This window comes from Marivita geojedonensis (assembly GCF_002115805.1).
GTDB lineage: Bacteria > Pseudomonadota > Alphaproteobacteria > Rhodobacterales > Rhodobacteraceae > Marivita > Marivita geojedonensis.
The window spans coordinates 1-25688 of record NZ_JFKC01000013.1 but is presented as its reverse complement, the minus strand read 5'-3'; the positions used below and the strand labels follow the sequence as shown (position 1 = coordinate 25688).

Sequence of the window (25688 nt, the reverse complement as noted above, 5' to 3'; positions counted from 1 at the left end):
GGCCCTACTGCCAAAAAGCGACGACTTAGCGATGGTTGGGGCAAGTTCAGCCAAGTGGGTCGACGCTGAAGAGCCAAGGGTGCAGCCACAGCAGCCCGACGTAGAGGAAAATGCCGATCGCAAGGCGGATCGCCAGAGCTCGCCATGAGACAGGTGCGTTAAAAAACGAGGTCTCAGCCACCTGATCCCACACGATTCGCCAATCTGGCCCCATTTCGCGGCGTTTCCTGCGGTCGATCAGTCGGCCTCCCAGCACCGCGAAGGCCGCGAAGGTGCCAAACAGGATCACATGCGCCAGATCTCCGTTGGGCACGACATGGGCCACTGCCCAAAGCGCCAGCGCGGCAAGCAACGGATGACGCGACAAGCGGACGATTCCGGGTTGTGCAGGATCGAACAGATCGTTGCGCGCCCCGCCGAACGAGAACGGGTTGGGCTGGCCGATGGACAGCGCAAGGATCAGGCAGACCGGAGCCATGACTGTCAGTGGAACATGGACCTGCCATGGCGCCCAATCCCAAAGGGCCAAGTGCGGTGCGCGGCCTGCTGCCGCGATCAGCCAGGTCAGCACCGCTAGCGACAGGGCGGAATAGACCATGGTGAAACCGACAGGGCCAAGCCGCGCCTGAAGCCAGGGTCGCAGCGGCGGTCGCACGGGCAACGAATGCGACAGGAAGAACACGACATAGGCGAGGGCGAACTCGAACCATCCCATGGATGCGCGTCTCAGATCTGCTTGGCGGCGGGCAGACGTAGCAATAGCCCGCCGTAGATGACCGCAAAGCTGCCGAAGGCAAGTGTCCAGAATAGCCCTGCCACAGTGTTCAAGGGGCTGGAAAATTCGGGCCATACGCCGCCCGCGACCCGCGCGAATACGGACAGGATCAGGGCCATATAGATCATGAAGGTTCCTCCTCCCGCCCGCAGGTCCTGCCCGGTATGACCAAGCGTGGCACGTGTCATCACGGCCAGTGTCATCAAGCCAATTGCACCCGCCATCCAGAAATGCTGCGCGCCCGCCATTCCGAAGGACCCGGGAGCCAAGATTTCTGCGGCCAATGCCAGGGCCCCCAACGGCACGAAGGCATAGCCTGCGTGCAACACAGTCACCAGCGGTTCCGCAAAGGTGTGGTGTCCGGCCCAACGGGCCAGGCGCAGGGCATGCAACACGCCCGCCAGCGCAAGCGCCAACCCGGTCAGCGTCCCAAGAGGCAGCGCTACCCACAGCACAAGCGCCACCAGAAGGGTTCCGAGCGCCCCCTTATCGAAGGGCTGCATCGGCGCTGCGGGCAGGACGGCGCTGCGCCGTTTCACCAGCCAGTTGCGGGTGAAGGACGGCACTATGCGGCCGCCGATGACCGCGATCATCATCACGCCCGCGCCGAGGCCCAGCCGCAGGCCGTAACCTTGCGCGGCATACTCCTCCCGTGCAGCCTCCCAGTGAAACAGCGCGTTGCCGAGGGCAAAGACCGCGAGCATCCCCAGCACGATCAGATTGCGCCAGTTCCGCCCCGCCACGATTTCGCGCCCGATCACCGTGGCCAGTACGACCGGGAAGGCAAGGTCGACCACCGCCACAAGCAGCGCCGGCAATCCCGCCGAAAAGATCGCAGCCACGCGCCCCACGAACCACAGTGCCGCCAGTCCGCCCAGCGGCCAGCCGACGATTGGCAGGCGCCCCGTCCAGTTTGGCACCGCAGTCAGAAGAAAGCCCGCGACGACTGCGCCGAGGTAACCGTAGAGGAACTCGTGCGCGTGCCATGACACGGGGGCGAAGGCTGTGGGCAACGTCAGGTGCCCTGACAGCATCGGCACCCAAAGCGCCATTGCGAGAACGGCCCAGACCGCCGCGCCGAAAAAGAACGGGCGGAACCCGTAGGTCAGGATCGCGGGTCCGGTCCAGGCGCGCATCTGTTCGGCGGTCGAGGTCATTTGTGGCGTCCCTTGCAAATTCAGGCCGGCGCGGCAGCGGCAATGCGGCGGTAGCCCGCCGTGCCATGATAGAAACCGTTGCTCAGGCCCGCATGCCCGCTCAGCATCGCAAGGTGAGCATCGGCCTCGCCTGTCGGCACATGCCCATCGAGCACATCACGAAACACCTGCGCCACCGCAACCATGTCCACCGCCTGTGGCATCAGCCGCAGGTGCGTGACGCCATCGGCAATCAGACAGGCCGCTTCGGGGAGCAGGTCGATATAGCTTTCCGACAGGGTCTGGATGCCGTTCACCCGCAGGATCGGCCGGTCGTCGCGGGTGCGGAGCGGCATGCCGTCGGAGTCTTCTTCACAGACGAACTGGCAGTTGTCTTTTGTGCGGCCGTGCGCGCGGGCGTGGTAGCACCGCGCCGACACAGCCAGAGAGGCGCGGCCGTAAACCTGCACTTCGACGCCGAGCCCCAGTGCGCCCGCAGCTCGCGCCGCAGCTGCGATGGCCGGGGCCGGCATCTCGGCAGGCAGGCAGACATGGGTCGCGCCCTGCCCGGCCATCCAGGCTATGGTTGCCTCATTATAGGCATTCATGAAGGGGCCGATCCGGTGCGGGCGCTTCCCGCGGGCGAAAAGCCCTGCGGCGTTGTTCACCTCGATCTCGGCCGAGTCCATCTCGGCGATGTCCTCGGTTGCCTTGCGCTCGCGCTTCAGCATCACCTCGGCCAGCGTCGACAGGATCACGCGCTTGCCGGCGCGCTCCAACCGCTCAATCGTGGCCGGCAGGTCTGCCTCGTGGAAGGGCGCGCGCTTGGAGCAGATCACCTCGCCCAGATAAACCTCGTCGACGGGCGCCTCATCCGCGATGCGGGCATAGAAGTCACGCCGTGCATCCGCGGACCAGTGGTAGGCGATCGGGCCGAGCGTCAGTTTCGTCATGGTCTTCACCGCCATTTCTTTGTCTCGAAGGCGCCCTGGGTCTGCTTCTGCCCCTCGGTCAGGGCGATCAGGTCGGCGATGTTTGCCTCGCGTCCGGCCTTGATGTCATCCACCGCTGCGCGGAACGCACGCACAACGCCGCGGACATAGCTCTTCGACCGCTGACGCCCTTCGATCTTGAAAGCATGCACGCCCGCCTCGATCAGGTCCGGCAGCAGCCGCGACAGATTCAGGCTGATCGGTTCCTCGAAGGCGTAGTAGCCCTCGGGGCGATGGGGCGCGGCGTAGCGGCCCTTGCAGATCGTGGGATAGCCGGTCTTCTCCTCGGGCCCGAACCGGTCGATGGTGAACCCCGCAAGCTGCGAGGACATCGACCCGTCAGCGTCGCGCACATACTCCACGTCCGAGGCGGGCGAGCACACCCCGTCCATGTTCGTGGATTGACCCGTCAGGTAATTGGTCAGGCTGCACCGCCCTTCCACCATCAGCCCGTGATTGCCGAAGATGAAGGTCTCGATCTCGCAGGGAATTTCGCGGCGGATCTGGCGGATCTCGGGGATTGTGAGGATGCGCGGCAGGACCACGCGCTTTACACCGAAATTCTCGCAATAGTAGCGGATCGCCTCGGGCGATGAGGCCGCGGCTTGTACCGACAGGTGCAGCCGGATGCCCGGATACGTCCGGGCGATGTAGTCGGCCACGCCCATGTCGGCGACGATGAAAGAATCCACGCCCAGCCGCGCGCCGGTGTCCGCTGCTTGCCGCCAGAGATCGACCTTGCCCGCGGGCGGATAGGTGTTCAGCGCCAAGAGCAACTTGGTGCCGCGCGCATGGGCATAGGCTACCGCCTCGGCCAGTTCATCAGGGGTGAAGTTCAGTCCCGGGAAGTTCCGCGCATTGGTCGCATCCTGGAAGCCGCAGTAGACCGCATCGGCGCCTGCATCGACGGCGGTGCGCAGCGCGGCGGGGGTGCCCGCAGGGCAGATCAGTTCGGCAAGGCTCATGCGTATTCCCTCGGTTTGGTGGCATCCGGATAGGCCCGCCGCAACCGTGCGAGAACCGCCCGTCCGGGAGCTCCGAACATCGCCGACGCCTCCTCGGCCAGCGAGCCGTCCATGTCGTCGAGCGCATTCCTAAGGCGAACGACGGCCTCGGTGTCCCCACTGACTTCCAGATCGCGCGAGAAGAAGGCCGCGTCGCCGTCCTGCTCGGCGTCGATCAGTTCCAGAAGCAGCAGGAACCGCCCGCGGATCGTGGCCCCGGCCTGCGGCGCCGACTCGCGCGGCACGGCGCGGAAGACGAGCGCCTGCGGGTCGGGGCGCAGATGCAGCGCAAAGGGCAGCTCAACGGGATCGATCAGGAAGTCGGTCGTCTGGTGCGGCCCGAGCCGCGCGAAGAGCGACGGGTGCCGCGCCGCGACCCGACGGACAACGCGCGTCAGGGCCGGTTGCAGCACAAGGCAGGCAAGCCGCGCGATCGCGCCTTCGCCGGGCCGCAACCGGACCGTTGATTCGCTCGTAGGGGTCATGATGGGTCCTTTCGCTCCCCCGATACGCCCGTCTCGGTCACGATCAGGTCGAGGGGAATGTCATGGGGCTGCGGGTAGATTGTGGTCAGTCGGGCTGCCGCCAGCGCGACGCCGATGGTGACGGGCCGCGGCGAAAGCGCGGCAAGTGTCCGGTCATAATAGCCGCCGCCCCAGCCGAGCCGATAACAACCCTCGTCCCAGCCGAGGCAGGGCGCGAGCGCGATGTCGGGCGTCAGGACCTCCGCTTCGGGCGGCGGAACGGGGATGTTCCAATGGCCGCGCAGCATGCGCATGCCCGGCATCCATCGTCGGAACACGAGCGGCGCTGCGGGAGTCTCCACCACCGGCAGCGCGACACAGGCGCCCGCCGCGTGAAGATCGGACAGGATCGGGCGCAGATCCGGTTCTCCTCGGATCGGCCAGTAGCCGGCCACCACGGTCTCACGCAGGGTCCCGCGCGCGCCGAGGACCGTTTCGAGATGACCGCAGATGGAATTGCTCACCTGCGCCCGTCCTGTCTGGCCCAACCCCTCCCTCAGGCCGGCCAGCCTTGCCCGCTCGGCTCGACGCCAGCGCGCCACGTCGCGCGCCTGCTGCGCATCCGTGCCAATCGGATCGAAATAGGTCGGGTCCACCTCCGCCGCCATGCAGGGGGGCGAGGCATAGGCTCCCTGTCCGCTCATGGAGACGCGCCTTCCTCGGCCACGGGCGCGACGGCGGCGTTGCACCAGTCCATGACGGCAGCCTCGGTCGGTGTGAGGATCGTCGCCATGCCATCGGCGTAGCGGTCGAACGCTGCCCTGTGGGTTTCGGAGAGGCCAGTCAGGACAGGAACGCCGCGGGCAAGCGCCTCGGAGATCAGCGCGCGGAAACCGCGCCCCTCTGCCTCGCTCAGGCCAAACTTGTTGAGGATCACGAGGTCTGCCCGGCCGGCCCGAAGCCGCGACATCGCCAACCCGACGGCCTCCTCGAAGGCGCCCGCATCCATCCGGCAGGCGGTGGCGCCGGGTCCGAGATCCTGCGTGATGCGCCAGCGCGGCCCGTTGGGCAGCAGCCAGAGATCGCAGTCGCACGACCCCGATCCGGCATCGGGCGAGGCCGCGCGCAACGCACCCACCAGCCGGACGCCATCCCGCGTTAGCCGGTCAGCCACCGCGTCCAGAAGACGATCTGTCCCGCCGCGTCCCTCGACTGTCACTCCCGCAAGCCGCATCTCCGCCTCAAGCTTGCTCGAATCGCGGGAACAGCACGTCATTCTCCAACGCGATATGGGCAGCAAGGTCGTCGAACAGCGCCGTCAGACCGCCATAGAGCGAGCGCCAGGAGCCGCAGGCGTGCCCGGGTGGCGTCAGATCGCAGGTGAGCCGCCGGATCAGTGCGATGTTTTCGGCGTGATCGTCGTGGTTGGCGCGCATCACCGCGATGGGGTGCTCGATGCCCGGCCCGCCGCCCGCGCGCATGGCCGGAAACAGGATCATCTCCTCCTTCATCATGTGATCCTCCATCTCCCCGGCGAGCGTCCGGATGGCCGCGGCGAGCCCCGTAGGCGCCTCGGGATCGTCCGCGTGCACCCGCTCGACCCGGTCGGCGAGCGGTACGAGCGAGGCGAGATCCTCCCGATGCATCTCGTGATAGCGCGTCAGGATGTGATCGATCAGGCCGCCGGTGTCCTGCGGCACGTCCGTTTCGGGGAGGTCTTTCATCGCGGGTCCTTTCCCTCGAGCGTCGCCCGGTCCTTGCGTGGGCTGCAGCGAATTGGTATTTGAAATACGCATACCTCTCGTGAATACGCACTTCAACTACCAAATCAGGAACGCGACCTTGCGCCTCACCTCTTTCACCGACTACGGCCTGCGCGTTCTGATGCGGATGGCGGGTGCACCCGACCGGGCCTTCACCACGTCGGAACTCGCCGATGAATTCCGCGTCTCCCGCAACCATCTTGCCAAGGTGATCACGGCGCTTGCCGCCGCAAGTCTTCTGGACACCCGGCGCGGCGGTGGGGGCGGCGCCATGCTTGCCCGCGAGCCGGAGGACATCCGCCTGGGCGATGTGGTGGCGGCCCTCGAAGCAGATCAGGCTCTGGTGGAGTGCTTCGCCGCAGGCACCAACAGCTGCACTTTGACACCGCAATGCCGGTTGAAAGCGCGGCTGGCTCATGCAGAGGCGGCATTTGTTGCCGATCTGAACCGCAGCACCCTGGCCGATTGCGTTTACCGACCGGAAAACGCCTGACGCGCCACCCACGCGATCCAGCTCCAGACCGCGCTGCGCAAGGCCATGGCGTAAACGGTACGCATCTCGAAGGCTCCACCTTGGGCGACATGCAGGCCGAAGGCCGCGAAAACCAGCAGCGTTGCGGCAAAGATCACGAACGAAAGTGGCCAGGCCCATCGCCACCCCTGCCACAGGCCGAGACCCGCGACGACATAGGCGAGCCCGGCCAGCGTGTTGAACCACAGCACGAAGGGTACGACCGCCACTATGTCGGCTGATCCGAGCAATGTTCGGCCACCAGAGAAAACGGTCAGCACGCCAAAGGCAATCGCAACACCGCCCGCTATGCGGAGCGTCAGACTGGTTCTAGGCATCGCAAGCGCCCTCCTTCGCGCGTAGAAGTTCCATCTGCACGTCAAACAGCCGCAACCCCTCAGGCACGAGCGCAAAGCCCCGGGCGCCGAGCGTCCAGCGGATGGCGATACCCTGCACCAGCGACGTCAACAGGATGGCGACATCTTCCGGGCTGACGTCGTGCTTCAGATCGCCCGCAGTCTGCAGATCACCGATCACGGCAACAAGGCGGCCCTGGAAAGCGCCCAGAAGCCCCCGGAACACCTCGCGCAGGGCTTGATTGTCCACCTGCAACTCGCGAGAGAACAGGATTGACGGCAGGGCTGGCGTCTCGGATATGGCTGACAGCTGCGCGCCGATCAGCGCCTTGAGGCGCGCGTGCGGCCCGGTGGCTCCTGCCTCAGCCTTGGCCCAGGCTCGCTGCAACCGGTCCGCGATAGCCTCGGCCACCGCCAGCCAGAGCGCATCCTTGGTCGAGAAATGCCGGAAAATTGCAGGCTGGCTCACGCCCACTGCGCGCGCGACATCCGTGGTGCTGAGCCGGTCGGGTCCGATCTCATCAGCCAGTCGCAGCACCTCGGCCACGATCTGCGCCTTTCTCTCTTCAGCACTTTGACGGCCCGACATGTGTCACCTCTTGTTAGTTATAACTCACTAACATATACTGTTGACAACCTCAACCTCTATCCCGAGTCGCGCACCCTGACCGAAAGGACCCTCGTCATGCCTGCCAAGACCGCCCCCACCGGCTATTCCCGCCTTCAGATCGCGCTGCATTGGCTCGTCTTCGCGTTGATCGCGCAGCAATATCTCTTCAAAGACGCGATGTCGGCCGCATGGGACCGCATCACCGATGGGCTGGAGGCTGGGTTCGACCCGCTCGTGCTGGCCCATGTGGCGGGCGGCGCGCTGGTGATGATCTTCGCGCTGTGGCGGTTGACCCTTCGCGCCCGGCGCGGCGTGCCCCCGGCGATCGAGGCTAGCAAGGTGCAGGGCATTCTCGCGAATCTCACCCATGTCGGGCTTTACGCGCTCATGCTCCTGATGCCACTCAGCGGGTCTGTCGCGTGGTTCGGCGGGGTCGAGGCCGCGGCGCAGGGGCACAATGTGTTGAAGATTGTCTTGCTGGCGCTGGTTGCGCTGCATGTGATTGGCGCGCTCTACCACCAGTTCATCCTGCGCGACGGCACGCTGGCGCGGATGCGCCGGGCGCAGGGCTGAACCCATGCGCCTCGCCCCGCTCCTGGCGCTGCCACTCATCGCGCTCGGCATTGCCGCGGCGGCCTGGATGATCGCGTCTGCCCCCGGCCCCGCGCAGGTCGGGGGCGACGCGCCCGCGCTGCCCGTTCGGGTGATGACGGTCGCGGCGCAGGATATTCGGCCCGCCGCAATCGCTTGGGGCAACCTGCGCGCGGCCGAGACCTGGGTCGCCGTGGCCGAGGCGCAGGGCGAAGTGATCTGGCGCCATCCGGACCTTGAGCCCGGTCGCCTGATCCCGGCGGGGACGGAAGTGCTGAGAATCGACCCCACCGACTACGAGCTGGCGCTGGCGCAATCGCAGGCCGACCTCGCGGTGCTGGACGCCGAGCGCGTGCAGCTTACGGCGGAGGCGGACAACACGCAGCGCATCCTTTCGCTGGAACAGAACCGGCTGGCCCTGGCCGAGACCGATCTGGAACGCACGCGCACACTCGTCGCGCAAGGCGCCGTTCCGCAATCGCGCGCCGACGAGGCCGAGCGCGCGACCCTTCTGGCCCGCCGCACGGTGGCGGAACTGGAGAACACACTCGCCCTGATCCCGTCTCGCCAAGCGCGGATCGCGGCGCAGGTCGCACGCAGCGAGGCCGCCATCGACCGGGCGCGCCGCTCGCTCGACCGCACGGCCCTGACAGCGCCGTTTGACCTGCGCGTGACCGAGGTGAATGCTGAGCTGTTTCAGACCGTCGCCCCCGGTCAGGTGGTGATCCGTGCTGACGGGATCGCGGCAGCCGAGGTCGTGGCGCATTTGCCGATAGACAGCTTTCGACGGCTATTGGGAGATACACCGGAGGGCATCACCCTTGGTGACATGATGCGCGACATGCCCGCCACGCAGATCGAGGTGACGCTCAGCCCTATGGCGGACCCGAGTCAGATCTGGAGCGCCCGTGTTGTCGGGATCGAGGGCGCGCTGGATGCGCGTGCGCGCACCGTGCCGGTCGTGGTCAGGGTTGACGACCCCTATGAGGGCGCGGACCCGCCCCGCCGCCTGCCACTGGTGCCCAACATGCAGGTGCAGCTTTCCTTTTCGGGCGCTTCCATGACAGGCCTCATCGCGATCCCCGAGGCGGCGTTGCATGGCGACATGGTGCGTATCCTTGGCCCCGATGACTTGCTGGACTTGCGCCCCGTCACTGCCGCCTTCGCGCAGGATGGCCGCGTCGTTATTGCCGCTGGCCTGTTGCCGGGCGAACGCGTGGTGATCGACGACATCGCTCCGGCCATCCCCGGCATGGCGCTGACGCCGGTCGAGGTCCAGCCATGATCCGCTGGTTCACCGGCCACCCGACGGCGGGCAACCTGCTGCTTCTGTTGTTCCTTGCAGCGGGCATCTTTGCCGCGCCGGGCCTGTTGCGCGAAACCTTCCCCGATTTCCGCGCCGTCGAGGCCGAGATCACCGTGCCCTATAGGGGTGCTGCCGCCGAAGATGTCGAAACCGCCATCTGCGCGCCGCTGTGGGACGGGGTGCAGGGTGTCGAGGGGCTGGCGAACTTCACGTGCACCGCCCAGTCCGGCCGCGCGCGGGCCGTGGCAACCATGGCGCCAGGCAATGACGCGCTTCGCTTCGTCAATTCCTTGCGCACCGAGGTTTCGGCCATCGACACCTTCCCGGACCGCGCCGACCCGGCTGTCGTCCGTGAATTGCACCGCTCCGATCCGGTCACTTCGGTCGCCATATCGGGCGATCTACCGCTGGGCGAGTTGGATCTTTACGCCGACGCGCTGTCGGACCGACTGACCGCCCTGCCAGGTGTCGCGGGCGTCACCCGCGGAGGCCTCGGCACCCGGACACTGACCATCATTGCGGAGCGCGCCGTGCTCGACAGCCACGGGCTGACCCCCGCGGCCCTCGCCGCGGCCCTCGCCGCGCAGAACATCGACCTGCCCGCCGGTACACTGGAGGGGCCGGGCGCGGAGCTGACTCTGCGCTTCACAGCCGAGCGCGACACAGCCAGGACGCTTGCCACGATCCCCGTGCTGGTGTTACCCAACGGCGGGACCCTGACTCTGGGCGACGTGTCGGCGATCGAGGAGCGCTTCGAGCCGCCGCACGATCGGGCCTTTGTCGACGGCGCCCCCGCCATCGTGATCGACGTGGCCAAGGCGCTCGATGCCGATGCGCTTCGGGTACTGGACAGCGTCGCAGCGCTGGTGGCCGAGGAAACGGCACGCCTGCCCGAAACGATCACGGTTGAGGTGGTGCAGGACGTGACCTCCATCATCCGCGACCGGCTGGTGATGCTGGTGCAGAACGGGGTGATCGGGCTTGTGCTGGTTGTCGTGGTGATGAGCCTGTTCTTCCGCCCCGGTTTCGCGGTCTGGGCCGCCATGGGCCTGCCCGTGGCCTTTGCCGGGGCATTCGTCTGGATGGGGCTGACCGGGCTCAGCCTGAACATGATGACACTGGTGGCCCTGCTGATGGCGATCGGGATCGTGATGGACGATTCCATCGTGATCGCGGATTCCATCGCGGTGCATGCCGCCAAGGGCGCGACGGTCGAAACCGTGGCGGCGGGCGTCGCCGCCGTGGCGCCCGGCGTGATCTCATCCTTCCTGACGACGCTGGCCGTGTTCCTGCCTCTGGCCTTTCTGGCGGGCGAACTGGGGGCCGTCCTGGAGGTTCTGCCCGTGGTCCTGCTGGCCGCACTCGCCGCTTCGCTGATCGAGGCCTTCCTTATCCTGCCCCACCACTTGAAAGGTGGGATGAAGGACACCGCCGCGTCCCGTTTTCGCATCCACTTCGAGGCGGGTTTCGATGCCCTGCGCGAACGTGGCGTGGGCCGCCTGGCAGACACCGCGATCAAGGCGCGCTGGCTTGTTGTCGGGCTGGCCATCGGCGCGCTGATCGTGACCGTCGGCGCCTTGGGCGGCGGCGTGGTCAAGCGCGAGGCGATGCCCGAGATCGACGGCGACGTGCTGGAGGCGCGGCTGATGCTGCCCGCGGGCACACCGCTTGGGCGCACGACCGAGGCCGTCGCCCAGGTAGAGGCGGCGCTGGAGCGCGTGAACGCCCGCCTGTCCCCCGAACAACCCGGGGCGCAAGCGCTTGTCGTCCGACGCATCACGCGGCTGGGCCGCAACCTGTCGGCGGGCGAGACCGGTGCCCATGTCGCCACCGTCGCAGTGGACCTGCTCGGCGCCGAGACACGCAGCAGCACGCTGGACGAAATCGTCACGCTCTGGCGCGACGAAATCGGCCCCCTGCCCGGTGTGAACTCACTAATCCTGACCGAGCCGGGGATCGGTCCGCAGGGCATCGCGGTGGAATTGCGTTTGACCCACCCAGACCTCGCCACCCTGGAGTCCGCAGGCCGCACCGTGTTGGCGGAACTCGAGACCTATGCCGGTGTGCGCAACGCGATCCTCGATTTGCGCCCGGGCGCGCCCGAATTGCGACTAAAACTTGCGCAGGGTGCCGAAGCCCTCGGACTGACCGCCACGGACGTCGCCAGCCAGATCCGCGCGGCCTTCCTTGGCACGCAACTTGCGGAAATCCGGCGCGGCGATCTGGCCTGGAATCTTGAGGTGCGGCTGGCCGATGATGATCGCGTCAGCCGCGCCGATCTGAGCAACTTCGAAATCGCCCTGCCCGGTGGCGGCACCGTGCCGCTGTCCACCATCGCCACCATCGACGAGGCGCGCGACTGGGGCACCATCACGCGCCGCAACGGCCTGCGTACACTGACCGTCGCCGCCGATGTGGACGGCCGCATCGGCAATGCCGACGCGATCACCGCGCGGCTGGCCGAGGGATTCCTGCCCGACCTGGCGGCCACCAACCCCGGCCTGGGTTTCGAGATCGGCGGGCAAGCGGCGAATTCGGCGGAAACGGTCGCCTCGATCCTGCGCGGGTTCCTGATCGGGCTGGTGGGCATCTACATCGTCCTCAGCTTCCAGTTCCGCAGCTATGTAGTGCCGCTCATCGTGATGATCACCATCCCGCTGGCGTTCCTGGGCGTCATCTGGGGCCATGTCCTGATGGGCTACAACATCTCGATGCCCTCGCTGGTGGGGGCGGCCTCGCTCGCGGGGATCGTGGTGAACAACGCGATCCTCCTGGTCGGGGTCATAAAGACCCGCCGCACCGAGGGTCTGTCCGCCGCGCGCGCCGCAGGCGAAGCCGTGCGGTCCCGGTTCCGACCGATCTTCGTGTCGGTTTCAACCACCATCATGGGAATGGCGCCGCTGCTGCTCGAAACCTCGACGCAGGCGCAGACGCTCAAGCCGCTGGTCATCTCGGTCGTCTTCGGGCTGCTCGCAGCCACCGTTCTGATCCTCGTGATCCTGCCTGCCTTCTATGCCGTGCTGGAGGACATGCGCGAACCAAGATCGGCTGACCCGGCGGTCAGTCGCGGACTGGAGCGCCCCTGACCCGGGATCGACGGTCGCGAGCGGCCTGCCGCCTTGCGGCGCGGTCCGGGGCGCTGCGTCAGACCAGGCGGCAGTCCGACAGCCGCCCGATGGCCTCCTCCACCTCCTTGCCCGCGAGCAGACAGAGCCCGGTCGATAGGGCGTCGGCCAAGGCCGCGGTGGGCGCGGTGATCGACACGCTGCGCGCCGTTGCCGGGGCGGGCAGTCCGGTCCGGGGGTCGAGGATGTGGCCGATGGTTTCAGCCGTGTCGAAGGACGTGCCCAGCGGTGCCGATGTCGCCAGCGCGCGGTCACGGAACCTGAACGCCTTGCCATCGGGCAGCGACACCGACCATGGGGCGTCAGACGGCATGCCACCCAAGGCGCGCAACTCTCCCGTGTCGATCAGGATCCGGTCGAGGCCCTGCGCCTCCAGCATCCTTGCCACGCGATCGGCGACATAGCCTTGCGCGATGCCGTTCAGCGTGAGGGCCATGCCCGACCGTGCGAAGGCGATCCGCGACGGGGCGACGGTGAGCCGTGACCAGCCGACGCGCGATCGCGCTTCCTCCAGCATCGGGCCCGTCACCGTGCCGCCCACGGCATATGCCTCGGCATAGGTCGCCCAGAGCGGCTGAACCGTCGGGTCGAAGGCACCGCCGGTCGCGTTATGCACGGCACCGGCGATGCCAAGGCATTCGACAAGCTCGAACGGCGGCGCATCCAGCGACCCGTCGCGGTTCAGCCGCGACAGGGCCGAGCCCGGCCGATAGAGGCTGAAGACATCCTCGAGGCGGTCGATTTCGCGCAGCACGGCCGTGACGATCTTGGCAGAATCCGGGTGGTCCAGCGTGATCGACGCCCGCGCTCCAAGCGCGGTACCGGACCAGTACCGCTTCGGCGCCGCCGAAGCGGGGCCCGCCAGCGCGGCGGCGGCAGAGATCGCGATGAAGCGACGGCGGGAAAGGCTCGGCATGGTGGTCTCCTAGTCGATGGCCGCCCCCTCGGGCGGGATGAAATTGCCCTCGTCGTCGAGCCTGAACTCGACCGGGGCCAGCACCGTCTCGTCCGGCACCGAGAGCAGCGACAGGATCTCGCCGCCGTTTCGGGCGACGAAATCCTCTGCAGCGGTGCGATCGGCAAAGGGGATCAGCTCGGGCGCCCCCATGCCGCCCGCGACGGTGGCGCCAACCACGTAAACGGCGGTCTCGGCGGCGATCCAGTTGTCGGCGCCGGGCGCCTCCCAGCTGGGGGCGGCGCCCATGTCGCTGACATAGATCGCGGCGATGGCGTGGCTTTGCTCGGGCATCCGCTGGTAGGCGATCGCGTCGCGCACCTGGCTGAAGAACAGCGGATCGGGCAGACCCGACAGATGGACCTGCGCTTTGGGGCCGGGATGTTCCAGCAGGTCCATCTGGCAGTAATGGCCCACTGCCTCGGCGGTCATGGTGACGGGCGACGGCCGTTCGGCCAGCTCTTCCTTGCAGCCCGACAGCATGAGAGCGACAAGCGCGAGAGCGATGAGGCGGGTCATGGCCGCACCCTCCGGAAGGCGAGCAGGGCAAGGGCAAAACCGCCCGCCGCCCAGACCAGCAGCAAGGATAGCGCCAAGGCCGGCGGAATGGTCTGCGCCGCGCCTGCGACGCCCGCCGCCGCGCCCGCCGCCTCGGAGGCAGCGAGGTTGTAGAGGCGGAAGGCGTCGGCCGGGTTGGCCAGCAGCAGCCAGGGGAAGACCCCCGTGGTGAAGGCGCCCCCGCCATCGGCGACCACGGCGGCAAGCAGTCCGAGATCGTAAAGCACGACGAAGACCAGCCACAGCCCGATGGCCGCGCCGGCGGCCGCGCCCGGGCGGCGCGACACCGCCGAGACGGCATATCCCGCCCCGAGGAAAGCCGCGCCCAGCAACAGGGAGGACAGCAGCAGCCGCACAAGCGCGGGCAGGCCTGCCGCCGCCCCGGGATCGAAAGCGAAGGCCGCCACGGCGGCCACGCCGTAGCCAGCCAGAAGGGCGATGCCCAGAACCGCCAGATGCGCGAGGAACTTTCCCGCCAGGATCTCACCCCGGCTGACGGGATAGGTCAGGATAAGCGGCAAGGTGCCGCGCTCGATCTCGCCCGCCACCGCGTCGAAGGACATCAGCAAGGCGAGAAGCGGAACGAGGTACACGGCGAGAGAGGTGAGGCTCGCGACGGTGACCGACAGCTTGTCGGCGCCGATCTGCCCGGTTGGCGCGCTGCCTGCCGCCGACAGGACAAGCGCAAAGAGCGCCATCATCGCTACCGCGATCGCGACCCAGCGGTTGCGCATCGCGATGCGGATCTCGGATCCGGCCCCGGCCATCACACGGGTCATTGATCTGCCCTCCGGCTGAAATGGGTGTACAGGTCCTCAAGGCTCGGCGGGATCACCTCGACGTCCTCGATCATGCCGCCGAGACCGGCGATCTGGCCGAGGCGGGACAGCTTGTCGCCATGCGCGCAGGTCAGGTCGACCCGCACGCCGTTGACGCGGGTGCCATCCAGCCGCCGTGCCACGTCGCCCACCGTCTCGGGCCGGGCGGCCACCTGGATGTGGATCGGCAGTCCGGCCTCGCGGCGCAGGTTGGCCAGGGTGTCGTTGGCGACGAGCCGCCCCTTCGACAGGATGGCGATGCGGTCGGTGCGCGCCTCGACCTCGGTCAGGGCATGCGAGGACAGCAGGATCGCCGTGCCGTCCCGCGCCAGGTCGGCGAGGATGGCGTAGAATTCGCGCCGCGAGACGGGGTCGAGGCCGCTGGTCGGTTCGTCCAGCACCATCAGGCGCGGCCGTCCGATCAGCGCCTGCGCCAGCCCGACGCGCTGCCGCATCCCCTTGGAATAGGTGCCGATCCGGCGGTCGGCGGCCTGCTCCAGCCCGACCCGTTCCAGCAGGGAGCCAGCCTTCGACGCGGGTTCGCCGCGAAGCCGCAAGTACAGCGCTATCTGCTCGCGCCCGGTCAGGGCCGGATGAAAGGCCGCATTTTCCGGCAGATAGGCCGTGGCCTCGCGCGCGGCGCGGTCGCCGGGCGCGGCGCCCGCCACGCGGATCTCGCCCGAGGTTGCCGGGATCAGGGCAAGGATAGTCTTCATCAGGGTCGACTTGCCCGCCCCGTTGTGACCCAGCAGCGCCACGCGCTCGCCTTCGGCCACAGAAAGGCTGACATCCCGCAGCGCCTCGACGGCGCCAAAAGTCCTAGTGACCCGAGAGCAGGTCAGCATGGCTCATCTCCTCAATGTCTTCGGCGCGGGCCACCGCATCGGCCTCCAGCGTCGCGATGTCGCCCGGCACTCCGATCTCGGGCGCCACCATCAGCGGCGCGCTGTCCAGCACGCCGCCCGGCAGGGTCGCCGGAAAGGCCGACTGGCTCCAGCGCACCAGTTGCACTGCGGGCGAGCCCAGCAGCAGCTTGGCCGAAGGCTGCGACCACAGGATGTGGTCCATCAGGTCGTTCGGCCGGAAGGCACCGTCCGCGATCCCGTCACCGTCCAGATCGAAGGCCGGGTGGTCCGACCAAAAATTGCCGCGGCCTTCCGCGCTCCATTCCATGTGCCGGGTTCCGACGTATTTCACCTGGTGGCGGTTGCCGACAAAGGCATTGCCGGTGATCTGGTTGCGCTCGGACCCGGCGGTGAAGTGAATGCCGATCTCGCATCCCTCGAAGCGGTTGCCCTCGATCCGGTTTTTGTGCGCGTTGTAGATGAAGGTGCACTTTTCATGCGTGCCGCCGCGCACCAGGTTGCCAGTGACCTGCGCGTTGTTGGCGTAGTTCAGCATGATTCCATGCGTGCGGTCGCCCAGCGACAGGTTGTCTCGCACCTCGATCCGGTTCGAGAACATCAGGGCAAACCCCAGGGTATTGCCCAGCGAGATGTTGCCGATGACCTGGGAATTGTTCGTGTACATGTAGTGTACGGCAAAGCGCAGGTCGCGGAAGGTGTTCTTCCGAAAGGTGTTATCTTTCGAGGCATTGGCGAAAATTCCGTCGCGGCCCCAGATCACGTCATTGGCCTCGACCAGCGTGCCGGGTGCGTTCCAGACGTAGATGCCGTTGCCCCGGTCGTTCACCCGCCGATCGCGACGGCCTTCGATCTGGTTTCCGCGCACGATACTGTCGCGCGCGCCGTGCACGGTAATGCCGTGCAGGTTGCCAGTCAGGCGGTTGTTTTCGACAAGCGCGTTCGTGGCAGTCCGTTCGAGCTTTACTCCTGAATCGATTTCTGCGCCGTCATTGCCCGAGCCACGGATTGTCAGGTTGCGGATCACCGCGCCGTCGCCGCTCACGGAAACGACGCTGCCCGTTCCGTTGCCTTCGAGAATGGCGCCGTCGTGGCCTTCAAGGGTCAGCGGAAGGTCGATGGACACCGGGCCCTCATGCAGGCCCGGCATCAGGATCAGCACGTCGCCGGAGTTGGCCCCGGCGACGGCGGCGGCAAGCGCCCCCGGCCCCGGCTCGACCACGCGCGTCTCCGCCGCCGCCCCGGAGGGGACGGCGAGAAGGGCGGCGGCGAGAAGGAGACGGAGGCGCAGCACGCTCAGGCGCCTTGCGGTTCGACGAACATCCGGCCGCGCATCTCCATGTGGAGCGCGTGGCAGAACCACTGGCAATAGTACCAGTAGACGCCCGGCTGCGCCGCCGTGAAGGTCACAGAAGCCGTCTGCTGCGGCCCGACCTCCATCGCGACGCCGTGGTTGCCCATGGTGAAACCGTGGGTCAGGTCATCGATGTCGTCCATGTTGGTGACATAGACCGTCACTTCGTCGCCCTGCTTGACGGTGAACTTCTCGAGGCTGAACTGCGGCGCGACCGAGGACATGTAGACCCGCACCTTGTTACCGTCGCGGATGATCTCGTCATGGCCCCAGTCTAGGTCGACGCCGTCCGCCGCGGCCTGCTGGCGCGCGTCTTCCCACATCGGGTCGTCGCGGTTCCAGGCATGCAGCGGATTGACCTTGGAGCGGTGCACCAGGATCGAGTCGTGCGGTTCGGCGAAGGTCGGTCCGTCGTGAATGAGCGTCAGGTTGTCGCCGTCGATGACAAACAACTGTTCGTTCTCGGGCTTGAGCGGGCCGACGTTGATGAAGCGGTCCTTAGAGAATTTGTTCATCGAGATGTAGTATTTCGGCGCTGCATCGAGCGTCTCGCCCTCAGCGGTCGAGTTGTGGCCCGGCTGGTAGTGCACGTCGGTCTTCGAGATGATCGGATCGACGCTTTCTCCGGCATAGGCCTGCACCGCCTTCTCGATGTTCCATTTCACCACCTGGCTGTCGAGGAACAGAGTGGTGAAGGCGTTGCCCTGGCCGTCGAAGCAGGTGTGAAGCGGACCGAGACCCAGTTCCGGTTCCGCCACCACTGCCGAGCGCGGCTCGGCGCCGTCGTAGAACACCGCGTCCAGCTTGCGCACGTCGATCACGCTGACCGTCGGCGACAGCTTGCCACCGATGCACAGGTGCACCCGGTCCGGCGCCATGTTGCAGCCGTGCGGATTGTTCGGGATCGGGATGTAGCGGACGTAGTTCTTTTCCGATCCCTTGCGCCCGTCGATGACCTTGACGCCGTTCAGTTCGACAAAGTCGCCGGCCTCGATGCCCTTTTCGATCTCGGCAATGTTGTAGACCACGACATGGTCCATGTCCGCCGCCGTCATGTCGGCGAGGTTCATGCCCATCTCGGAGTTGTAGGAGGTCGAGAAGGCGTACTTGCCGTCATAGTCCGCATCGGTGTTGTCGAGGTTGCCGGTCACCATCACCTGCCAGGCGATGGTCATGTCGTCGGCGTTGATCGCGGTGTAGAAGTTCACGTATTTCGACGGATCATCGAGGATCATGCCGTCGTTGACCATGGGCGCCTCATCCTCACCGTTGGCAAAGACGTAGTTGGTGCGCGGCCATTTCTGCGGGCGCAGACCGTGGATGCCCTTGGCATTCGGGATCTCGATGATCTTGTCGCATTTCATCACGTCGCAGCGCACCCGAGCGACGCGCGTGTTGGCCTTGTCGTTCATGAACAGGAAGCGGCCGTCGTACTTGCCCTCGGTGAAGGACATGTGGACGTGGTGCAAGTCGCCATTGCGCGGGAATTCAAGGCCGTTTGCGGCGAGGTAGTCCTTGGTCTTCTGGGTCAGACCCTCAGTCAGGATCTTCTTGGACTCGTTGGTGATCCCCCAGCCGGTGGCCGAGCAGATGTTGAACACCGGCACGCGCATCAGTTCGCGCATCGAGGGAACGCCGAGGATACGCATCTCGCCGGTCTGGCCAGACGACCAGAAGCCATAATACTCGTCCAGCTCGCCCGGCGCGACATGGCCGGCCTCGCTTGCGGCCCGGGCCGGCGTCGCCGATCCGAGGAAGGCCGCGCCCGTTGCGCCGCCCAACATGGCACTGCCGGATACGCCCAGCGTGCCGAGTGCGGCCCCTCCAGCCGTCGCGCCAAGAAGGCCGCGCCGGCTGATGCCGCTTTTCCCCATTTTGTCAGACATTTTGAGTCTCCTTTCTGTTGGGGTGATTGGTCAGAACCCTGTCGAGTGCCTCGGCGCTCGCCGAAGCGTTCGCTCGGCGTTTCTCGCGGCGCTGGACGACAGGGCATTTCGTTTTCGACCGGTAGAGTACCTGGCAGTTCAGACAGTTCAGGCACTCGTTCGGGTTGATCTCGCCGGTCGGGTGAATCGCCTGGACCATGCAGTCGTTGGCGCAGGTCTGGCAGGGATTGCCGCATTCGCGGTACCGTTTGAGCCAGTCGAACATCCGGATCCTGGCCGGAATTGCGAGGGCTGCGCCCAGCGGGCAGAGATAGCGGCAGTAGAACCGCTCGACGAAGAGCCCGATGAACAGCAGGACGCTGGCATAGAGCACGAAGGGCCACGCGCGGTCGAACTTCAGCACGATTGCGGTCTTGAATGGCTCGACCTCGGCCAGATGCTCGGCCTGTTCGATGGAGGCGAGGGAGACGCCGAACAGCCCCAGAAAGAGCATGTACTTCACCGCCCACAGGCGTTCATGAAGACCCCAGGGCAGCTCCCATTGCGGCACCTTAAAGACTTTCGCCATTCGGTTCGAGAGCTCCTGAAGCGCGCCAAATGGGCAGAGCCAGCCGCAATAGGCACCGCGCCCCCAGAAGATCAGTGCGGCAGCAACTGAGAACCACAGGATGAAGGTCAGAGGATCCAGCAGAAACGCTTCCCATGTGAAGTCGGTCGCCAGCGAATTGGCCAGCGCCATCAAGTTCACAACAGACAGTTGCGCATTGGCATACCAGCCGAGGAAAACCAGCGTAACCGTCAGAAACCCCATGCGGAACCAGAGCGTGGCGCGGGCCGAGCGCGTGACGAGGTCCTGGAAGAAGAACACGACCGTCAGAACCGCGAGCATCACCGCCAGAACGGCGATTTCCACCGTCTTGTCACGCCAGATGCGCTGCCAGAGTGCCGTCTTGGCGCTGGCCTCGTCCGGCTCGGGCGCGATCGCTGCGGCGGGCGCGGGTTCGGGTGTGATCGACTGCAGGAAGGCGGCGGGCGGCTGCCAGCCCATCTCGAAGGTGGTATAGACACGCTCGATGGCGCCCACATCGCGCTGGACCAGAAGCTGCAGGCGGAATGGCCCGGTCGGATCGAAGCCGATGTCGGCGGGAATTCGGAACAGGTCCATCTCGGACAGGGTCGGCACCCCGTCGGTGACGATGGCGCCCACCCGGCGGTGGTCGCGGTCGCGGAAGCGCACCGAGATATCGCCCTGGATCAACTGGATGCGGTCGAAGATGCCGCCACGGACATAGCCCGAGCCCTTGAAGGAATACTGCCCACGACCGGCGACCAGCAGAGCGTGCTCGCCCTCGGCCAGCCAGTCGCGCAGGTTCTGGCCCTCGGCCGGTTCGAGTAGCGATTCGGTGATCCCGGGTATCGAGACAAGCGTGGCATAGAGATCGATGAACGTGTCGTCTTCCGCCCCGGCAATGGGACGCGCCGCCGCGCGCGGGTCTTCAACCTGTTCAAAGGCGCGGTTCACCTGTCCGACATCCAGCGACAGGCGCCGGATCGTGCCGTCCCCGACCAGGGTCTGCCAGTCGCCTGCCGCGGTTGCCTCGGCATTGATCGCGTATTTAGGCCCCTCGGGCGCGGTTTCGGGGGCGAGCCCACCCAGACCCAGGGTGCGCGCCACCCGGATCGAAGACCGGACGACCGAGTCGTCGATGACCATGATCGTAACCGTCGCGCCGGAAATGATGTTGAGATCATGCGCGACACCGCCGGCCGCCGCTTCGGCAGCGATGTCCAGACCGGCGTATGAGGCGGTCAGTGCCTGCACCTTGGCCTCGGGAATGCCGATCAGGACGATGGGTTCGGAATGCTTGACCAGGCGGACCGCGCGCAGCACGGCATCCTGTCCGATGGCGACCATCACGTGGATGGGTTTGCCGGAATAGCCGGTCGTGCCGACAAAATCCGACGTGACGAATGCCCAGCCCACGGTTTCGCCGCCGGTCTGGACGGGGACGACCGGCAGATCGTCACGAATCGGGCCGAAGGCGTCTGCGCCTTCGATAAGCTCGGAAGGGGAAACTTCGCCGAGAAACTGGCCGAGAACCGGACTCTGCGCGGCTGCGGGCGCGGCCATTGCGGCAAGCAGGAACAGGATACGAAGGAGGCTTCGGAACAGGAACATCAGGCTTCTTTCTCGGTCGGGGGGCCGCGCGGGACCGGCAACCGCCCGCGTTCACGGGCGCGGTTTGTCGATTTCAAGGTGCATGGGACGGCGGCCGCAAGGGACATCGGTTGGTCTTGGGCAGAAGCTTCGAGTATCAGGCAAACGACACCGGAAGATGGACATGCGGCACAGCCACAATCGCAAACGGCGTTGCCAGGCGCTTCGATGGGATTGCCCTCTCGATCGACCGTTATCGTTTTGGCCCCGTCGCCGGAGCATATGACGATTTCGAACCCATAAGCGCTCTCACCGGCATGGGCGCGACCGGGTCGGGCGATATCCATGACCAGTCCAATGACGGCAAGGATCACAAAAACGCGGCAGAAAACCTTGCAGAGGCTTCGAAGACATACCGGGATCTTATTTGGTTCAGTCCTAGACATTCCAAGGCCGCAATATTTGGGTCATTGAAAATCACCCTTTTCTGAAATGCTTGTCGCACCCCACGCGAGCTGGCACCTTGATTAAGATCAAATAAGATGATCCTTTTGAGAGTTAGTCTTCCGGAGCGGGCAAATCCGGCCACGCACACTTGCCTCACGAGGAGATGTCGCCTTGCGACTGACCAAATTTTCTGACTACGCTTTGCGCGTACTAATCCTTGCGGCGAGCAAGGGAGGCACCAACGTCACCATCGAGGAGGCGGCGGCAGTCTACGGAATTTCCGCGCCACATTTGAAAAAGGTGATTCGGACGCTCACGCACGAAGGGTTCCTCGAGGCTCAGCGCGGACGTTCGGGTGGCTTTCGACTGGCGATGCCGGCAGAAACAATCAACCTAGGCAGTGTTATACGAACGACCGAGCCAGATTTCGCGCTCGTAGAATGCTTCCGCGCCGACAACCAATGCCTGATCACGCACTCATGCCGCCTACCCCGCATCTTTGACAGAGCCATCACGGCGATGCTTGACGTTTTTGACGGCTACAGCCTCGCTGATATCGTGATCAACAGCACGGAATTCCAAGTTCCAGAATCCGAACCTCACAAGAATTAGAGCACGGCCATTCGCGAAAACCGGGCCACGGACAGTGCCAGTCTTCCTCCAGACGATCCAGTGTATGGGCTGCAGCATGGTGTCTATTGCGTTGTCTCGCCTAAGCGACAGAGCTTTCGGAAGCATTGTATGTTTGAGAGACCCCGTCGAAGCGAATACATGGTATTGCAACTTTTCTAGGATCCGGGCGAACTCACCGGAATACCTGCGGAACGCTGCGAAATCATCCGATCGAAACACGAACATGAGTTGCACACTAAACGCTTCAACCTATCGAAAACCATCCGTCGCCGTCACAATCCATTAATGGAAGCCCAATACTCCGTCAGCTTTCCACATTCGATACCGCCCCTGCCCTGTCACTTCGCAGATCAAACCGCTCGCCTCCATCCACGCCAGATTGCGCTGAACGGCGGCGCGACTGGCTCCAGTCGTCGCCTCAGCCATTGGGGCGGAGACCAAGGGCCACTGAGAGAAAGTTCTTCGCAAGGCAAGCGGCGTGCGGCCAGACAATTGCGCCATGACGTTTTCTGCCCGACCCGTCCACGCTTCAATATCGTCAAGTGTTCGCATCGCCGTCAGAATTGCGCTGTTCATGCCATCCAACCAGCGGGCCAAGCGTTCGGTAGGCGTGCCCGAGCCACGCAGCCCCCCTGCCCCGCCCATAGCCAGCGGCGCGAAGACGGCGCCTCTTCCGTCGCAGGCCGCGACCCTGGACGCGGTGACGGCAGCTTCGATCTGGTCACCATGCCCCCCGAGGCCGGCCAGGCTCCAGAGATGAAAACCCATGCAAGCCCGCGTGATTGGGTGGAGTTCGGCTGCTGAGGCCATTACGTCCAACCATCCGCCCGCGCGATCTTCGAAACGCTCAGCGCTGCCTTCAATGTTCTCGGGATCGCGGCGATCCAGGAAGGCGGCCAAGTCAGCCTTCGGTCCGGGACCACCTGTCAGGCGCCGAACAGCCCATCCAACTCTTGCTAGGGCATTGGGGTCATCCTGTGCACCTGACAGCCGCATCGATATCCAGAGCGCCAGTCGATCAGAACTCACCCGATCCCCTGCGAACCAGCTAAGGTCCGCTGCCTCGATAAGAGCGAGGCGATGCCGCCAGCCTTCCGGGCCACGCAGCAGCCGGTCATCCAGAGCACCCAGGCGTCCAGCCACGCGTGCCAGTCGCGCAGCGTGAACGCTTTCTGCCTTTGCCCAGTCTTCGATGACGGCCGTGTCCGGCGGTTCTGCACGCGGCCCGGGAGGCAAATCATCTGGTTCTTTTTCGAATGGTCCCGGCAGAAACCAGAGATCTTGTTCGCGGGCCTCTTCATCCTCCTCGATGGTGATGAGGGGGTCATTGAAATTATCATTCAAAGCCGATGCTTGGGTCTTCATATGTGCAAAATACTGTTCTTTTGCACAATACCCAAGTGATTTTGTGGCGGTTGCCTTCGCTCTTTATTTAATACGCACGCGCGACTGCCGGTGAAACCGCTCAGATCGCGCTCAGCGCAAGGAAACCAAGGGTTTTTGGACGAGCGCGACGAGAGAGCACCTACTTGCATTCGTTTACAAACGGTCGTTTAGTAGCGATATCTTAAATTGCAAACAGGCCGGTTTCATGCCTTTGATAGGCTACGCCCGAGTTTCCACTGAGGATCAGACCCCCCTGCCCCAGTCTGAGGCTCTTCAGTCTGCGGGATGCGCCGAAATCTTCGAAGAGCACGCCTCCGGCGGCAATCGCGCGCGTCCGGTGCTTGCGCGGGTGCTCGAACGTGTCCAGAGCGGCGACACGTTGGTTGTCGTACGGATTGACCGGCTTGCGCGGTCTTTATCGCACCTTCTCGAGGTGATTGAGCGTTTGGAGGCCAAGGGCGCCTTCTTCCGCTCCCTGCAGGACCCCATCGACACCTCATCCCCGCAGGGCAAATTCACGCTGCAAGTTCTGGGCGCTGCGGCCGAGTTCGAACGTGCCCTGATCCGTGAGCGTACCAAGGCCGGGCTTGCCTCGGCGCGCGCCAAAGGGCGCGTAGGCGGCAACCCAGGGCTTCGCGCCAAGGACCCTGCCGCGCTGCGCAAGGTGCGGCTGGCGCGACAGGACGGCTACATGGAGCGACTGAACGAGACAGCGCAGGATTGGGTGCCGCATGTGCGCCGCCTGCGCCCCGATATGGCTTGGGAAGACGTCCTGCGGATTGTCAATGGCCGGCTGCCGCCAGATCGCCATTGGACCCAAAGCCGCCTGCTCCGCGCCGTGAAGGCGTATGTGCGCGACGGGTTTCTACCCGCCGAGGTCCTAGCCCGAGCTGGTCGCCGCGAAACCGGCGATCGCCTGCCCGCTATCGTGGCGGCCATCAAAGGAGCTGACCCCGAAATCACATTGCAAGCGATCTGCGACCGGCTGGAAGCTATGCGCGAACGCACCCCTCGAGGTCGTGCCAGCTGGCAGCCGTCTTCGGTCAAGATGTTGCTCGAACGAGCGGAGCGACTTGGTCTAATTTCATCAGAATCGGCTCACTCCCGACTATAACTAGCAGGGACTCATCCAACTGAATCTATCGCTCCAGACGCCGCCAGAAGGTCAATTGTGCCATTGGTTGCATGGGTTTAGCTGAAACCATCCAAACAATTCGGATTGGCAGCTTGAAGCGCGATCGCGTCGACTTAATGCAATAAAATCAAACGTTTGCGGCTATCCTGATGCGACTGAACTTATTGGTGCTGTGGATAACTTTCACACTACATCTAGATTCTTCTTGCCGGACTCACTGGATCGTGGCATTCCCATTCTGACGGCAAAACGCGTCAGATACGCTGTACACCGTCAGAATGACCAAGAGCCTCAACAGAGGCCGAGAGTGGGCGGCAAGATATGGATGATCGTAACGTTGGATACGCGCAAGGCATAGGCTCTTCCGACATCGGAGCATTTGCCGACAATCTGGCTGAGTCTTTGGATCGCCAGATGAAGATCGCTTTCGAGCCCGAAGAACGAAAGTCCCTGCGCCGTTTCAGTTCTACCGAGGTTGCCAGCCTCTTGCGCGTGAGCACATCTAACCTGCGCAACCGGCACAAGGACGGCAGCTTCCCGGAAGTGCATACAGACAACCGCGGACACCGGTTCTACACAGCCCAAGAGATTGATAAGTTGCGCGATATTCTGGGGCGCACTGGAAAGAACGCAGAAAGTTACCGTCCTGGTCGACGTGAGGGCGATCGTCTCCAGGTGATATCTGTCGTCAATTTCAAAGGCGGATCGTCAAAAACGACAGCAACGATACATCTTGCACAACGGTATGCCTTGCGAGGCTACCGAGTATTGGTTTTGGATCTCGATCCACAGGCAAGTCTGACCACTTTTTTCGGTTTTCGGCCTGAGCTCGAGTTCGCTGAAGGCGGCACAATCTATGATG

At 65.0% G+C, this 25688-nt stretch carries 25 protein-coding genes; 7 read left to right on the top strand and 18 right to left on the bottom strand.

Annotation, left to right across the window (positions count from 1 at the left end):
• Positions 1-46: 46 nt before the first annotated feature.
• Genes MGEO_RS13140 through MGEO_RS13105 form a run of 8 tightly spaced genes read right to left on the bottom strand, consistent with a single transcriptional unit; the run spans position 47 to position 6095 of the window.
• A complete protein-coding gene (locus MGEO_RS13140) occupies positions 47-715 on the bottom strand; it encodes an NnrU family protein (RefSeq protein ID WP_085638476.1) in 669 nt (222 codons plus the stop codon).
• Between the two features lie 11 nt (positions 716-726).
• Entirely contained in the window at positions 727-1932 is a 1206-nt protein-coding gene (locus tag MGEO_RS13135) for an NnrS family protein (protein ID WP_085638473.1), read from the bottom strand.
• A 20-nt stretch (positions 1933-1952) separates the two neighbouring features.
• Positions 1953-2864: a ubiquinone anaerobic biosynthesis protein UbiV gene (gene ubiV / locus MGEO_RS13130; protein WP_233139916.1), complete on the bottom strand. Its 912-nt coding sequence runs from the start codon at positions 2862-2864 to the stop codon at positions 1953-1955.
• Positions 2865-2869: 5 nt separating this feature from the next.
• Positions 2870-3868: a ubiquinone anaerobic biosynthesis protein UbiU gene (gene ubiU, locus MGEO_RS13125; RefSeq protein WP_085638468.1), complete on the bottom strand. Its 999-nt coding sequence runs from the start codon at positions 3866-3868 to the stop codon at positions 2870-2872.
• Positions 3865-4392, bottom strand: coding sequence for a ubiquinone anaerobic biosynthesis accessory factor UbiT (ubiT, locus tag MGEO_RS13120; protein WP_085638465.1), 528 nt, complete (start codon positions 4390-4392; stop codon positions 3865-3867). The genes ubiU and ubiT overlap by 4 nt, the downstream gene beginning before the upstream one ends.
• Complete coding sequence (locus MGEO_RS13115; RefSeq protein WP_085638462.1) at positions 4389-5075, bottom strand: 5-formyltetrahydrofolate cyclo-ligase; 687 nt, start codon at positions 5073-5075, stop codon at positions 4389-4391. Before MGEO_RS13115 ends, ubiT begins: the two co-directional genes overlap by 4 nt.
• Positions 5072-5605: a DUF2478 domain-containing protein gene (locus MGEO_RS13110; protein ID WP_085638459.1), complete on the bottom strand. Its 534-nt coding sequence runs from the start codon at positions 5603-5605 to the stop codon at positions 5072-5074. The genes MGEO_RS13115 and MGEO_RS13110 overlap by 4 nt, the downstream gene beginning before the upstream one ends.
• A 7-nt stretch (positions 5606-5612) precedes the next feature.
• A complete protein-coding gene (locus MGEO_RS13105; protein ID WP_233139915.1) occupies positions 5613-6095 on the bottom strand; it encodes a hemerythrin domain-containing protein in 483 nt (160 codons plus the stop codon).
• Between the two features lie 118 nt (positions 6096-6213).
• On the opposite strand from MGEO_RS13105, the gene MGEO_RS13100 reads away from it, so the two are divergent.
• Complete coding sequence (locus MGEO_RS13100) at positions 6214-6627, top strand: RrF2 family transcriptional regulator (RefSeq protein ID WP_085638453.1); 414 nt, start codon at positions 6214-6216, stop codon at positions 6625-6627.
• On the opposite strand, the gene MGEO_RS13095 is transcribed toward MGEO_RS13100, so the two are convergent.
• Both MGEO_RS13095 and MGEO_RS13090 read right to left on the bottom strand, forming a co-directional pair.
• Positions 6606-6983 carry a hypothetical protein gene (locus tag MGEO_RS13095; protein ID WP_085638451.1) on the bottom strand — a complete coding sequence of 126 codons (378 nt, stop codon included), beginning with the start codon at positions 6981-6983 and terminating at the stop codon, positions 6606-6608. The two genes, MGEO_RS13100 and MGEO_RS13095, sit on opposite strands and share 22 nt — an antisense overlap.
• Positions 6976-7590 carry a TetR/AcrR family transcriptional regulator gene (locus tag MGEO_RS13090; protein WP_085638448.1) on the bottom strand — a complete coding sequence of 205 codons (615 nt, stop codon included), beginning with the start codon at positions 7588-7590 and terminating at the stop codon, positions 6976-6978. The genes MGEO_RS13095 and MGEO_RS13090 overlap by 8 nt, the downstream gene beginning before the upstream one ends.
• Before the next feature lie 96 nt (positions 7591-7686).
• Between MGEO_RS13090 and MGEO_RS13085 the strand changes: the two genes are divergently transcribed.
• From MGEO_RS13085 to MGEO_RS13075, 3 genes are all read left to right on the top strand, one after another.
• The gene (locus MGEO_RS13085) at positions 7687-8184 is read left to right on the top strand and encodes a cytochrome b (protein WP_085638445.1); all 498 of its coding nucleotides are present in this window, start codon (positions 7687-7689) and stop codon (positions 8182-8184) included.
• Positions 8185-8251: 67 nt separating this feature from the next.
• A complete protein-coding gene (locus tag MGEO_RS13080) occupies positions 8252-9487 on the top strand; it encodes an efflux RND transporter periplasmic adaptor subunit (RefSeq protein ID WP_143746273.1) in 1236 nt (411 codons plus the stop codon).
• Positions 9484-12594: an efflux RND transporter permease subunit gene (locus tag MGEO_RS13075; protein WP_085638439.1), complete on the top strand. Its 3111-nt coding sequence runs from the start codon at positions 9484-9486 to the stop codon at positions 12592-12594. The genes MGEO_RS13080 and MGEO_RS13075 overlap by 4 nt, the downstream gene beginning before the upstream one ends.
• A 58-nt stretch (positions 12595-12652) precedes the next feature.
• Here the strand turns inward: MGEO_RS13075 and MGEO_RS13070 are convergent, their stop codons facing one another.
• Genes MGEO_RS13070 through MGEO_RS13040 form a run of 7 tightly spaced genes read right to left on the bottom strand, consistent with a single transcriptional unit; the run spans position 12653 to position 21246 of the window.
• A complete protein-coding gene (locus tag MGEO_RS13070) occupies positions 12653-13549 on the bottom strand; it encodes an FAD:protein FMN transferase (RefSeq protein ID WP_085638437.1) in 897 nt (298 codons plus the stop codon).
• A 9-nt stretch (positions 13550-13558) separates the two neighbouring features.
• Positions 13559-14107, bottom strand: a complete 549-nt coding sequence (locus tag MGEO_RS13065) for a nitrous oxide reductase accessory protein NosL (RefSeq protein WP_085638434.1) — start codon at positions 14105-14107, stop codon at positions 13559-13561.
• Complete coding sequence (locus tag MGEO_RS13060; protein ID WP_085638431.1) at positions 14104-14925, bottom strand: ABC transporter permease; 822 nt, start codon at positions 14923-14925, stop codon at positions 14104-14106. Before MGEO_RS13060 ends, MGEO_RS13065 begins: the two co-directional genes overlap by 4 nt.
• Positions 14922-15809 carry an ABC transporter ATP-binding protein gene (locus MGEO_RS13055; RefSeq protein ID WP_085638428.1) on the bottom strand — a complete coding sequence of 296 codons (888 nt, stop codon included), beginning with the start codon at positions 15807-15809 and terminating at the stop codon, positions 14922-14924. The genes MGEO_RS13060 and MGEO_RS13055 overlap by 4 nt, the downstream gene beginning before the upstream one ends.
• The gene (locus tag MGEO_RS13050) at positions 15784-17118 is read right to left on the bottom strand and encodes a nitrous oxide reductase family maturation protein NosD (protein WP_085638688.1); all 1335 of its coding nucleotides are present in this window, start codon (positions 17116-17118) and stop codon (positions 15784-15786) included. Before MGEO_RS13050 ends, MGEO_RS13055 begins: the two co-directional genes overlap by 26 nt.
• 5 nt (positions 17119-17123) lie before the next feature.
• Entirely contained in the window at positions 17124-19067 is a 1944-nt protein-coding gene (gene nosZ / locus MGEO_RS13045; protein WP_085638424.1) for a TAT-dependent nitrous-oxide reductase, read from the bottom strand.
• Positions 19060-21246, bottom strand: coding sequence for a NosR/NirI family protein (locus MGEO_RS13040; protein ID WP_085638421.1), 2187 nt, complete (start codon positions 21244-21246; stop codon positions 19060-19062). Before MGEO_RS13040 ends, nosZ begins: the two co-directional genes overlap by 8 nt.
• A gap of 597 nt (positions 21247-21843) precedes the next feature.
• On the opposite strand from MGEO_RS13040, the gene MGEO_RS13030 reads away from it, so the two are divergent.
• Complete coding sequence (locus MGEO_RS13030) at positions 21844-22284, top strand: RrF2 family transcriptional regulator (protein WP_085638415.1); 441 nt, start codon at positions 21844-21846, stop codon at positions 22282-22284.
• Positions 22285-22587: 303 nt separating this feature from the next.
• On the opposite strand, the gene MGEO_RS13025 is transcribed toward MGEO_RS13030, so the two are convergent.
• A complete protein-coding gene (locus MGEO_RS13025; RefSeq protein ID WP_085638412.1) occupies positions 22588-23670 on the bottom strand; it encodes a hypothetical protein in 1083 nt (360 codons plus the stop codon).
• Positions 23671-23896: 226 nt separating this feature from the next.
• On the opposite strand from MGEO_RS13025, the gene MGEO_RS13020 reads away from it, so the two are divergent.
• Both MGEO_RS13020 and MGEO_RS13015 read left to right on the top strand, forming a co-directional pair.
• Positions 23897-24805 (top strand): recombinase family protein, encoded by a 909-nt coding sequence (locus MGEO_RS13020; protein ID WP_085638409.1) that lies wholly within the window; start codon positions 23897-23899, stop codon positions 24803-24805.
• A gap of 342 nt (positions 24806-25147) precedes the next feature.
• Positions 25148-25688, top strand: a 541-nt coding sequence (locus MGEO_RS13015) for a nucleotide-binding protein (protein ID WP_143746272.1), incomplete at its 3' end; no start/stop codon positions are given.